Origin of the sequence: Helicobacter valdiviensis (assembly GCF_003245365.1) — a bacterium.
GTDB lineage: Bacteria > Campylobacterota > Campylobacteria > Campylobacterales > Helicobacteraceae > Helicobacter_D > Helicobacter_D valdiviensis.
Map to the genome: position 1 here is coordinate 46,028 of NZ_NBIU01000006.1, position 12,821 is coordinate 58,848.

Consider the following 12,821-nt stretch of genomic DNA (forward strand, 5'->3'; position numbering starts at 1 on the left):
GGGTTGCAAAATAAATTTGTAATATTATGTCTATATTATCTCTATTAAAATCAATGGAACTCTCTATGAAGATATGATAAAACTTGCAATAGAATTCAAAATGCAATTCAAAGAGAAAACAATCAAAAGCAGGAAATCACTAAAGGAAATTAGAGCCAATATAATATAAGTCTATATTGGAAAGATTTATATGAAGATTTATTGTAGGCTGTTATGACTTACTAGCATAGTTCTTGCAATGATATAAGGAAAACATCACAAAAGAGTCTTACTTGTTGTGGTTTAGAGGTTCTCCTTTGTATTGTAGCCTATAGATTGAAGTATTCTAGTAATCCATTTACCCTAATTTAATCAAAGAAACCCTAAAGCAAAATATCTCTTTGCTTGGAAAATCTTTTAGAGATTTTAGCTAATACCAAGTGATGGTATAAAGTTTTGCAAGAAAATATAGATTGCCACGCAAATATTGCATAATGGCTAGCAATAATAGAGAAAGAATATCTAGCAATGATAAAAATTTTACAATGGCGTAAAGAAGAAAGGATAGTTGTGGTGTAAAATTTAAAGAGCGTTAGAGATAAGCTCTTGCCATTTTTTTAACACAACCTCTTTGCCAAAATGCTCTTTAATTTTAGGGGCTTCCTTACTCATTTGTTCTTTTTGTTGGATTAATTGACAAAAAGCTTCTTCTAATCCTTCTACATTACCAAGTTCCACCAAAAACCCATTTTTGTTATGTTCTATAATTTCTCCTGGTCCATAAGGGCAATCATAGCTAACCACAGGAATCCCACACATTAAAGCTTCTATCAATACATTGCTTAGCCCTTCTTTGTAGCTACTAAGGGCAAAAAATTCTGCTTGTTTATAAAGACTATATAGATTTTCTTGTTTGCCTAAAAACACTACCTTTGCTCCAAGCTCTTTTGATTTTTGCTCTAGGCTCTCTCTTAAAGCTCCATCTCCTGCTAAAAGAAGAGAATATTCTGTGTGTGTTTTGCTAAATTTTGCAAATGCTTCTATAAGCTCATCAAAATGTTTGCTTTCTATCATACGCCCTGCACTTAGGATATAAGGCTTATATGTGCTGTAATCTTTTAGCTCCTCTTCTTCTATGCTTATGGGATTTGGCATTACGCATATGTTTTTTAAAAAAGAGTAGTTTTTTAAATCCTTGCTTGTAAGTGTGGTAATGCAAGTTGCATAGGGGTAAATTATCTTACGCAACAAAAACCAGACTTTTTGGGATTCTAAGCTCTCATAAATGCTATGCTCTGTGGCAATACTTTTAATTTTAGCTAAATTGCTAGCTATTATGTTTAAGATGTTTGTTTGATGGATAAAACTTATTGTTAAGTCTATTTTGTGTTTTTTAAAAATCTTAACAAGACTAAAAATTTTTGTGATATTAGAGATTAAACCACCAATAAGCGGGATTCTTTTGTTTCCTATTACGCATATTTTTACATTTTCATTAACAGAATAAAAACGATTTTTATCACTCCATAAGATAAGCGTAATATTAAAAGGCAAATTGTTAGCCAAAAAGGAAGCCACCTTTTCAGCTCCACCCATAGATAGTGATGAGACGATAATAGCGATATTTTTTTTATCCTGCATTGTGGTTAAACTCCACTACAATTTCTTTGAGTTTAGAAACTTTATCCTCACATTCTAAAAGTTCTAAAATATCTTTATTGAGTTTGTTTATGTTGTATTCAGTAGGGCGCGCAACTTGGATTGAAGGATATTTTGTCTTACCTTCACTCTCTCCGATTAATAATTCTTCATAGAGTTTCTCACCCGGTCTTAAACCACTAAAGGTAATTTCTATCTCATTTTCTTTGCCATAAAGCCTTAGCATATTTTTAGCTAAATCTACAATTTTTACAGGCTCTCCCATATCAAGGATAAAAATCTCTCCACCTTTGGCAATAGAGGCGGCTTGAAGCACTAGCCTACAAGCTTCAGGAATAAGCATAAAATATCTTGTAATATCGGGGTGGGTTACGGTTATAGGGCCTCCACTTTGGATTTGAGCTTTAAACTTTGGCACAACAGAACCCGAAGATCCAAGCACATTTCCAAACCTAACTGCTACAATCTCGCTTTGTTTAGAATCTACATTTTGTGCATAAAGCTCCACCACACGCTTAGTAGCACCCATTACATTTGTAGGACGCACAGCTTTATCTGTGGAGATAATTACAATTTTTGGTACTTTAGATTTTATAGCACAATCCATTACATTTTTTGAGCCAATAATATTATTTTCAATGGCACTTTTTTGATTATATTCACAAAGAGGCACATGCTTATAAGCTGCTGCATGCACGACAATGTCTGGCTTTTCTTCGTCTAGCAACTTTTGTAGCCTTTCTTTTTCTAAAATAGATAGCATAACTGGACGCAAAGGCTGGTTGGCATTTAGCTTTCCTAATGGATTGTTTTTTGTAAGCTCTTCTGTAATGGCATATAAGTTATATTCACTATGCTCTACTAAAATTACCCTTTTTGCTCCAAAGCTCACACACTGCCTTGCAATCTCGCTTCCTATGCTTCCGCCTGCACCTGTGATTAATACCTTTTTTCCACTTATGAAACTTGCTATTACTTCTTTGTCTAAATCCTTGCTAGGACGCGAGAGCAAATCTTCAATAGAAATATCTTCTAGGGGTGCATCATCTTTTAGCATGGAGGCAATTTTAATCTCTTCAATACCTATTTGTTTTAGCTCATTAAACAAGTTTTCTAAGGGTGGCTTTGCATAGCTTTTTGTCAAAATCACGCTTTTAATGTTATGTTTTTCCATTAGCTCTTTTATGGCGCTCTTTGGATAGACTTTTAAATTGGAGATGTAGTTTCCTTGCTCTTTTAAATCCTCATCAATAATGGCTAGAGGATAGAAAGGAAGTTCCCCATTTAATGCACTTTTTATAAGGGTGGCACTTTGTGTGTTTGCCCCAAAAATCAAAGCAGGTTTTGGAGAGTTTTTGGGGGAATTTTCCAAATAGGTTCTTTTAGAGATTCTAATAGCACCAATAAAGATGGAGGAGATTACAAAATCTATTATCACAACACTTAAAGGAAAATCGGCAAAAACGCCTAAAAATACTAAAATACCAAAAACACTATAGCTAAGTAAATGTGCATAAAGTAGCTTCAATGCCTCGCTAAGCCCAAAAAACCTCCATGGAACAAGATAGATTTTAAATACACTTAAAGCAAGGATTTTTAAAATTATCAAGGAAGCAAAAGCAAAAATCACATTTTTACTAAACTCTAGGGGGACTTGAAAAGAAAATCTTAAATCATAAGCAAGTAGTAAAGTAAAATAGGATACTAAAATATCTACAAGCACAAAAAAGATTATGCGTTTTGTGTTGCTAGGACGCAATAGGTTGGATTTTAGCACTTAAGCCCTTTTAATAAAATCTAAAATATAAGAGCAAATTTCTTCAATATCGCTTCTTTGTAATGCTCCACCACTTGGCAAACAAATCCCACTTTTAAAAAGCTCTTCACTCACACCATTAGTAAAAGAAAGCGAGTCTTTAAAGAGGGGTTGAAGGTGCATAGGCTTCCATAGCGGACGACTTTCAATTCCAAGTTTGGCTAAAAAATCCACTAAGCTAAAAGGATTGATTTTACTATTTTTAAAACTCAAAGTTGTTAGCCATCTATTGCCCCTAGTGTCTTTTAATTCTGGCATAAACTCTACTTCTAAGTTTTTTAGAGATTCTACATACCAAGAAAAAATTTCCCTTCGTTTTTGCACTTTAGATTCAATTTCTTCTAGCTGTCCTACACCAATAGCGGCACAAATATTGCTAAGCCTATAATTATAACCGTAGTCTTTATGTTCGTAATATGGAAGATTCTCTCTAGCCTGAGTGGAATAAAATCTAGCTTTTTGCATAAGCTCTTCATTTTTGCCAAGAAGCATTCCTCCGCCACTTGTTGTAATAATCTTATTACCATTAAAAGATAATGCGCCAAACTCCCCTATAGTTCCTGTATGTGAGCCTTTATAAAATGCTCCTAGAGATTCAGCTGCATCTTCAATTAGCAAAATATTATATTTTTTACAAATTTCACTAATTGCATCAAGATTTGCACATTGTCCATAAAGATGTGTAACAATTAATGCTTTTGGAAAAATATTTTGCTTTTTTAGGCTTTCGCATGCTTCTTCTAAAAGCTTAGGAGAGAGATTCCAAGAATCTTTTTCGCTATCAATAAATACGGGAATTGCACCCTCATAAAGAATTGCATCAATAGAGCCAATAAAAGTAAAAGAAGAGGCCAAAATATAATCACCTCTTTTAATCCCACTTACTCTTAAGGCTAGATGAAGTGCAGAAGTTCCGCTATTTAATGCAAGTGTATTGGGTGATTTTGTATAATCCATAGCGTTTTTTTCAAATCTATTGACAAACTCGCCTAGAGGTGCAATATAATTGCTTTTAAATGCTTCATCAACATATTTTTGTTCGTTTTTTCCCATTTGGGGTGGGGATAAAAATACTCTAAAACTCATTTTAGCTCCTTTAATGCGGGATTTCCTACTACTTTTTTATTTTCTTTAATATCACAAATCACTACACTTCCTGCACCTATTATGCAATCATTCTCTATATTTTTGCAAGGAATAATTGTAGAACCTGCTCCTATATGTGTGCGATCTCCCACTTTCACAGCTCCACATAAAGTAGAATTTGGTGAAAGATGGGAAAACTCACCCACAATGCAATCATGTTCTAGCACGCAAGAAGTGTTTAAAATTGTGCCTTTTTTTACAAGTGCATTGGCATTGACTACAACATTTGGCATAATCACACAAGCTTCCTCAATAATGGCACTTGGAGAAATTATAGCACTCTTATGGATAATGCTTGGTAAGCCAAAATTGAAAGAAGTAAAAAATTCATAAAGTTTTTGACGCAAGGTATTATCCCCAACGCCTAGCGCAATAGAAAGGGAAAAATCCTCTAGCGCCAAAAACTCTTCGCGTGAAATTGCAGGGATTTTGCCTATTTCTTTGTTTTGTGGATTGTCATCTATGATATATTTTACTTCAAAGCCATTATTTTTTATCATATCAAAAATCACTCTGCCATGCCCACTTGCACCAAAAATTGCAAACTTTTTCAATAAAATCCTTATTTTTTCAAAGTAATTTTAAAATTTTATATTGAAATTATAAAATAAAACTTTGCCAATCTCATAGTAAAAAATGCAAGTTTTTGTTAAAATCTTATTTACATTTATTTTTTACACAAGGTAAAGGGCTTGAGATTAGAAATCTTAGATGAAAATTCTTATATTTTACATGGAAAACTTAAAGAGCTTGAAGACTATTTTGAACTAAAACGCTTGCTTTTAAAGCATAAAAACGAGCAAAAAAAAGAAATTAATTTTTATATTCCCACAGCAAGAGAAATTAATTTTTATATTTTGGGCTACTTTTTAAAACTCGCTAGATATGATGGGTTTTCTTTTAGCTTTTCTTTGGGAAGTCTTAGTCTTTATGAGAGCTTTTTACGCTTAGGGTTACATTCATTTTTTAAGGTAGTTTATGAAGATTTGGAATGAAATTTATGCACAATTTGATCCGGTTGCTTTTAAAGTTTTTGGGATGGCAGTGCATTGGTATGGGATTATGTATGTTTTAGCACTTTTAGTGGCTTTAATGGTGGCTAAATGGATTGCCAGAAAAGATTCCTATCCCATTTCAAATTTAGAGCTTGATAGCTATTTTATTTGGGTGGAAATTGGCGTAATTTTGGGTGCAAGATTAGGATATATCATTTTTTATGATCCTTATACTTCTTATTATTTGTTAAATCCTTGGCAGATTTTTAATCCTTTTGATAAAGAGGGGAATTTTGTAGGAATTAGAGGTATGAGTTATCATGGTGCAGTCATTGGCTTTTTAGTAGCTTCTTTATTGTATGCTAAAATTAAAAAGGCAAATTTTTGGCTTTTTATGGATTTAGCAGGACTTAGCATACCTCTAGGCTATGTGTTTGGAAGAATTGGAAATTTTTTAAATCAAGAATTAGTCGGCAGAGAAACTACAAACCCCATAGGAATCTATGTAGATGGAATCTTACGCCACCCAAGCCAGCTTTATGAAGCATTTTTGGAAGGTATTGTCGTTTTTGTGATTTTATATGCTTATAGAAAAAGAGCTACATTTATTGGGCAAATAGGCTTGCTTTATGGATTGCTGTATTCTATTATGCGGTTTATTGCTGAATTTTTTAGAGAGCCTGATATTGAGCTTGGTTTTATTGCATTTAATTTTTTCACGCAAGGGCAATTACTCTCGCTAATCATTGGAGTTATCGCACTTATTTTATTATTTGCTAAAAAAGATTATAAAGGAGTAAAATGATTGCGCTTATTAATGTTTTTAAGCAATACGATCATAAACCCATTTTAAAAGATATTTCTTTGCATGTTAGAGAAAATGAAAGGGTGGCAATTGTTGGTAAAAATGGTGCAGGAAAATCCACACTTTTAAAAATTTTAGGAGGAATGATAGAAGCAGATGAGGGGCAAAGGGTTTTAGAGGGCAATCCTTGCTTAAAACATTTAGTGCAAAAGCCTGATTTTAAAGAGGGACAAACTACAAAAGAAGCCATTTTGGAAAGTTTAGAAGAAATCAATCTTGCCAAAAATAGATTAGAAGAAATTGCTCTACTTTTGCAAAAATCTCCTAGCGATAAAGCTTTATTAAAAGAACATGCAGAAATTTCAAGTTTTATAGATCATCACAATGCTTGGGATATTAATGCAAAGTTAGAGCAGATTTTGGAGAGTTTTAATCTAAAGCCTTTAGAAGATTCTTATGTAAATTTACTAAGTGGAGGAGAGCAAAAGCGTGTTGCACTTGCTTGTCTTTTACTTGCAAAGCCTGATATTTTATTGCTTGATGAGCCTACCAACCATCTTGATGTAGAAATGGTGGAGTTTTTAGAAGAATTGCTATTAAGCACAAACCAAACTCTAGTTTTTATAAGCCATGATAGATATTTTATAGATAGAGTAGCTACAAGGATTATAGAAGTAGAAGATATGATTATTAGGCAGTTTAGTGGGGGATATGGGGATTATTTAAAGGCCAAAGAAGCCTTGCTTTTAAGTTTAGCAAAAAGCCATGAAGTGCTTTTAAAACATTTAAAGGCAGAAGAAGAATGGTTGGCTCGTGGTGTTAGAGCAAGAGTAAAAAGGAATGAGGGCAGAAAAGAACGCATTATGCAAATGCGACAAGAGGCGAAAAACAATCCTTCTTTAATCCGCAAAATGAGTTTGGAGCTAGAACGCGAGAGAAAAAATTTCAACCAAAGTGAAGGCGTAAATCGCAAAAAAATGCTTTTTGAGCTTGAAAATATCCATATCCAATTTGGTAATAAAAATCTTATCTCCCATTTTAGCACAAGAATTTTGCAAGGTGATAAAATCGCAATAGTAGGTAAAAATGGTGCAGGAAAATCTACTCTTTTAAAAGCAATGCTAGGGGAATTAAAAATTTCAAGTGGCAAAATAGAAAAAGGCGATATAAAAGTGGGATATTTTGATCAGCATAGAAAAATGCTTGATGATTCTAAGGATTTATTAGAAACTTTTTGCCCTTTTGGAGGAGATAGAATAGATGTAAAGGGTAAAAATATGCATGTATTTGGTTATCTTAAAAACTTTCTATTTCCTAAAGAATTTTTAGATAAAAAAATAGGCACATTAAGTGGGGGAGAGAAAAATCGCGTAGCTTTGGCACTATTATTTACAAAAGAGTATGATTGTTTGATTTTAGATGAGCCTACAAATGATTTAGATATTCCTACTATTAATATTTTAGAAGAATATTTGCAGAGCTTTGAAGGAGCTATCATCTTTGTAAGCCATGATAGATATTTTGTAGATAAAATTGCAAGGCGTCTTTTTGTCTTTAGGGGGGAAGGTGAGGTTGAAGAAAGTCATAAAAGTTTTAGCGAGTATTTGGAGATTGAAAAGGAGCTAAAAAGCTATGTTTCTTTGCAGGCTGAATTAAGTAAAGCTACCCAAAAACCTAAAGAAAAAAAAGCTAAAACAAAATTATCTTATCATGAACAAAGATTGTTAGAGAATTTGCCTATTGAAATTGAGGCTTTAGAAGCAAAAATCAAAGAGCTAGAGGCTAAGCTTTATGCTGGAGATAAAAATTTAGAGGAGCTTAAAAAGCTTTCAAGTGAGCTAGAAGAGGCAAAAAATCTAAATGAAGCAAAGATATTGCAATATTTAGAGCTTGAAGAATTAAACAATGAGCTAGAAAATGCAAAAATTTAGTGAGTTTATGCAAGAGTGGCTTTATGGGGAGAATGGATATTATAGAACTTTGCGTGTGGGAAAAGAGGGGGATTTTTATACAAGTGTGAGCGTGAGTGCTTTTTTTGGATATAGCATTGCAAATTATCTTTTAGAATTTTTGCAAAATCGCCCAAACCAACGCATAGCAATCGTAGAAATTGGTGCAGAAAGAGGAAATTTAATAAGCGATGTTGCTTTTTATTTACGACACAAAAACCATTTAAAAAATGTAGAATTTGCCACATTAGAGCCTTTGCAAGATTTGCACTCCATCCAAAAAGACACTTTTAAGAGTGTTTGTGAGGGATTAGAGTTAAAAATTTTTAATGCTTTTGCAGATTTAAAAAAAGAAAGCTTTGATTTTATTATTTTTATTAGCAATGAGCTTTTAGATGCTTTTGCTTGTGAGCTTTATTATGAAGGTAAAATGGCTTTTGTAGAAGATTTTAGATTGCAATTTTTGTCACAAAAAGAAGCAGATTCTAGTTTTATAGGTGAAATACCTGTGGGTGCTTGCGAGTTTATAAAAGAAATAGAAGATTGTGCTAAAGAGTGGCTTTTTATCACTTTTGATTATGGAAGTAAGCAAAAAAGAGGGGAATTTTCTTTGCGCTTTTATAGGGGGCATACTACACAAAATCTCTTTAAAAACTATAAAGAACAAGACTTTGATTTAAAAGAGAATTTTGGAAAATGGGATATTACTTATGATGTGGATTTTTCCTTTTGGGAGAAAGAGTTTTTAAAGACAGGTGCAAAAGAACTCTTTTTTGGCAGACAAAATAGGGTTTTAGTGGATTTTGGGCTAGATCAAGTAGGGCAATGGTATATCCATACATTTGGGCTAGAATCTTTTATGCAACAAAGCTCAAAAATACGCACTTTAATTGAGCCTGCACTTTTAGGGGAAAGATTTTTTGGTGTGGGGTTTTTAAAGGTATTGTGATTTTAACTCTCCATTGTTGCAAGAGCTTTTGCTTGTGGTAATCTAAAAAAACAACTAAAAAACTTAAAAAAACCCATTAGGTCACCATTCAATAAAATAAATATTTGTAATAAAAATTCTTAGTATTAATTTTTTTTATGCTATAACTGCAACGCTTTAAGCTTTGTTTTTATTGTCTTTATAGGAGATGTAAAAAGGAGCTAGTATGGAATTAATAATTTTATTTATAATTTCTTTAATAGTTCTTGTTCTAGTCTCAAAGAAAAACTAGAACTAACACTTATAAAACCAATAAGATTCTAGTTAATACCTGCTTAACTTAGACTTAAAGCATTTTAAAAAAACTTCTAAAGGCAAAGAGCGAAGCTCCCCGCAAGCGTAGCGTATTGGGACGGGGGCTTCAGGTGGTGCAGGGAGTGGAACTCCCGCTCGCGTAATGAGGAATTCACAACCCCAGCAAAGTTAAAACAAAGAACAAAGCTCTCACGAAGTGGCGCGGAGCCTTCAGGGGTTTGGAAAGGACACTTGTGTCCTTCCTCGCGTAATGAGGAATTTACAACCCCAGCGAAGTTAAAATAAGTAGGTTAGAATCTTTTCTTTTTACCTTTTTAAAATCTTGCGGTATTTATCTATTTTTTAATGTTTTTATTTGTGGAATGCTTTGTGGGTGCTTTATGGATTTTTGCTTAATGGCTATAAATTTAAAATTTGTAAAGTTTTTATGTGTTTTTTGGCATTGTGAAATCTCTGCAAAAGGCTGAAGCAATCTATAAATATTGAAAATAAGTCTTTGGATTATTAGGTGTTTTTAACCCTTCTTTGTTTTGTGAATTTGGTAAAATTTAAGCGATGTTTATATTTAGGGCAATATTTTTATTGAATAGCTTGTTTTTAAAATCTTAATAATATTTCTTAAATATAAAATTAACAAAAGTTTAAAAATAATTTTACTTATTATAAATTTTTCTAAATAAGTCCATTATCCCTTAAAATAGTTGCTTTAAAAATGTTTTCTTTTTGATACATATAAAAATTAATATATTCCAAATTTCTAACTTTCAGCATTAAAAGGATTTATTTGTTCTATAATTCTTAAATATTAAATATGATTTATAAAGGATAAAAAATGCTTTCAAGACGCGATGTATTAAAGACTTCCGCAGTTGCTTCTGTGGCATTGATGGGTAGTGCCTCTCCTCTTAGTGCGGTGGGTGCTATTAATGAAATTAAATATATTCCTCATGCGACACATTTTGGACCATTTATTGCTAAGGTTAAAGACGGTAAATTTATAGATGTATTGCCAAGTCCGCAAGATAAAAATCCAAGCGTGATGATAAAATCTATGATTGATAGACTTTATTCTGATTCTAGGGTGAAATATCCATGTGTTAGAAAAAGCTTTTTAGAGGGGAAAAATTCTCCCGAACTTAGAGGAAAAGAACCTTTTGTAAGAGTGGATTGGGATACTGCACTTAATTTGGTAGCACAAAAGATAAAAACTACTCCAAAAGAAAACATTTATAATGCAGCTTATGGAGGTTGGGGACATGTAGGAAGATTGCATAATTCAAATATTGTAACTGGTAGATTTTTTAATATCGTATTAGGCGGTGCTGTTGGAACTGATGGTGAGTATAGTAATGGTGCTGCAGGGCGTGTAAATAGCGATATTATAGGGGATTTAGAAGTATATTCCCAGCAAACTACCCATGAGCAAATTATTAAAAATACAAAAGTTTATGTAATGTGGGGTGCGGATTTGTTTAAGTGCAACCGCATTGATTATGTTGTGCCAAACCATGCAAATGATTTATATTATCCAGAATATAAAAAAGCAGGGATTAAATTTATAAGTATAGATCCATATTATAATGAGAGTGCGCAAATGTTTGATGCAGAATGGATTAAAATACGCCCAAACACAGATGTTGCTCTAGCTTTAGGTATGATGTATTATCTATATACAACTGGTAAATATGATAAGGCATTTGTTGAAAAATATACTGATGGATTTGATAAATTCCTGCCTTATCTTTTAGGTAAAAACGATGGTATCCCCAAAGATGTAGCATGGGCTTCAAAAATTACAGAAGTGCCTGAAGCTAAAATTCAAGAATTATGTGATTTATTTGTAAGTCAAAGCACATTTATAGCAGGAAATTGGGCTATGCAAAGAGCAGAGCATGGCGAACAAGCAGATTGGGCTTTAATTTGTCTTGCTTCCATGATAGGACAGATTGGGACTGCAGGTGGCGGGATTGGTTTTTCTATGCATTATGCAGGTGGAGGACAAGCAAATAGCGGATATAGAACTACCCCTGGACTTTCGCAAGGACGCAATAGAGTGGAGTTTTCAATCCCTGCAAGTAGGGTAAGTGAGTGTATATTAAATCCAGGAAAATCTATTAATTTCAAAGGTAAAGTGATTACATTCCCAGAAATTAAGATGATTTATTGTTGTGGGGCAACACTTTTGGGACACCACCCTAATACAAATGAACTCATAAGAGCTATTAGAAGTGTAGATACCGTTGTAGTGCATGAGCCTTGGTGGACGCCTATGGCAAAAATGGCTGATGTGGTATTCCCAAGCACTTGCACAATGGAGCGAGATGATATTACAAGCGGAAGCACTTATTCAAGAAATGTGATTTATGCTATGAAAAAGATTGTAGAGCCTACTTATGAGCATAGAGATGATTTTGCAATTTTTGCAGAACTTGCAAGAAGAATTGGTGGGGAAGAGAAATATCATCAATACACTGGTGGGCTTAGCTATGAAGAGTGGATTAAAAAGTTTTATGTAAGTTCTGATGGTCCTATCTTTAAAGAATTTGATGAATTTTGGAAAGATGGATTTGTAGAGTTTGATATAAGTTCAAGCGCAAAAGAATATGTGCGTCATGCAGATTTTAGAGAGAATCCTGAAGCAAACAAACTTGCCACTCAAAGCGGAAAAATACAATTTTTTGTAGATAAATTTGCAGAGGCAAATTTGCCAGATATGAAAGGGCATGTAACTTGGTTTGAACCTAGTGAGTATTTAGGAAGCAAAGAGGTAAGTGAGTATCCTTTCCATCTTTTAACCCCACATCCACGCTATAGAGTGCATAGCCAGCTTGATAATACTTGGGTAAGAGATGTGTATAAAATCCAAGGGCGTGAGCCAGTCATTATCAATGCAAACGATGCTAAAAAATTAGGCATAAAGCATGGTGAAGTAGTAGAGGTTTATAACAAAAGAGGTGCCGTGTTAGCAGGAGCTTTTGTAACCGATAAAATAAGAGAGGGTGTAGTGCAGATTCAAGAGGGCGCATGGTATGATCCTGAAAATATTAAAGATGAAATACCAAGATGTAATGCAGGGGCTTGCAATGTGCTAACAAGCTCACGCCCAACAAGTAGATGGGCACAAGCTACAGCTATTAATACTTGTCTTGTAAATATTAGAAAATTAGGCAAAGATGAAGTTTTAAAGCCTTATAAGTCTATTGTAGCACCAGAAATTATAGGAGCATAA

9 protein-coding genes are annotated in these 12,821 nt (G+C 33.4%); 5 read left to right on the plus strand and 4 right to left on the minus strand.

Features of this window, described 5'->3' with window-relative positions; translation table 11 throughout:
- Positions 1-561: 561 nt before the first annotated feature.
- The 4 genes from B6S12_RS03435 to B6S12_RS03450 are packed head-to-tail and all read right to left on the minus strand — an operon-like array spanning position 562 to position 5,154.
- The gene (locus tag B6S12_RS03435) at positions 562-1,620 is read right to left on the minus strand and encodes a glycosyltransferase family 4 protein (protein ID WP_111229416.1); all 1,059 of its coding nucleotides are present in this window, start codon (positions 1,618-1,620) and stop codon (positions 562-564) included.
- The gene (gene pglF / locus B6S12_RS03440) at positions 1,610-3,415 is read right to left on the minus strand and encodes a UDP-N-acetylglucosamine 4,6-dehydratase (configuration-retaining) (RefSeq protein ID WP_111229417.1); all 1,806 of its coding nucleotides are present in this window, start codon (positions 3,413-3,415) and stop codon (positions 1,610-1,612) included. The genes B6S12_RS03435 and pglF overlap by 11 nt, the downstream gene beginning before the upstream one ends.
- Positions 3,416-4,540 (minus strand): aminotransferase class I/II-fold pyridoxal phosphate-dependent enzyme, encoded by a 1,125-nt coding sequence (locus B6S12_RS03445; RefSeq protein WP_111229418.1) that lies wholly within the window; start codon positions 4,538-4,540, stop codon positions 3,416-3,418.
- On the minus strand, positions 4,537-5,154 hold the full coding sequence (locus B6S12_RS03450; protein ID WP_111229419.1) for an acetyltransferase: 618 nt from the start codon (positions 5,152-5,154) through the stop codon (positions 4,537-4,539). Before B6S12_RS03450 ends, B6S12_RS03445 begins: the two co-directional genes overlap by 4 nt.
- A 138-nt stretch (positions 5,155-5,292) precedes the next feature.
- On the opposite strand from B6S12_RS03450, the gene B6S12_RS03455 reads away from it, so the two are divergent.
- From B6S12_RS03455 to B6S12_RS03475, 5 genes are all read left to right on the plus strand, one after another.
- Entirely contained in the window at positions 5,293-5,595 is a 303-nt protein-coding gene (locus B6S12_RS03455; protein WP_111229420.1) for a hypothetical protein, read from the plus strand.
- On the plus strand, positions 5,579-6,400 hold the full coding sequence (gene lgt, locus B6S12_RS03460) for a prolipoprotein diacylglyceryl transferase (protein ID WP_111229421.1): 822 nt from the start codon (positions 5,579-5,581) through the stop codon (positions 6,398-6,400). Before B6S12_RS03455 ends, lgt begins: the two co-directional genes overlap by 17 nt.
- A complete protein-coding gene (abc-f, locus tag B6S12_RS03465) occupies positions 6,397-8,331 on the plus strand; it encodes a ribosomal protection-like ABC-F family protein (protein WP_111229422.1) in 1,935 nt (644 codons plus the stop codon). The genes lgt and abc-f overlap by 4 nt, the downstream gene beginning before the upstream one ends.
- Entirely contained in the window at positions 8,318-9,298 is a 981-nt protein-coding gene (locus tag B6S12_RS03470) for an SAM-dependent methyltransferase (protein ID WP_111229423.1), read from the plus strand. Before abc-f ends, B6S12_RS03470 begins: the two co-directional genes overlap by 14 nt.
- Before the next feature lie 1,126 nt (positions 9,299-10,424).
- Positions 10,425-12,821 (plus strand): molybdopterin-dependent oxidoreductase, encoded by a 2,397-nt coding sequence (locus B6S12_RS03475; RefSeq protein ID WP_111229424.1) that lies wholly within the window; start codon positions 10,425-10,427, stop codon positions 12,819-12,821.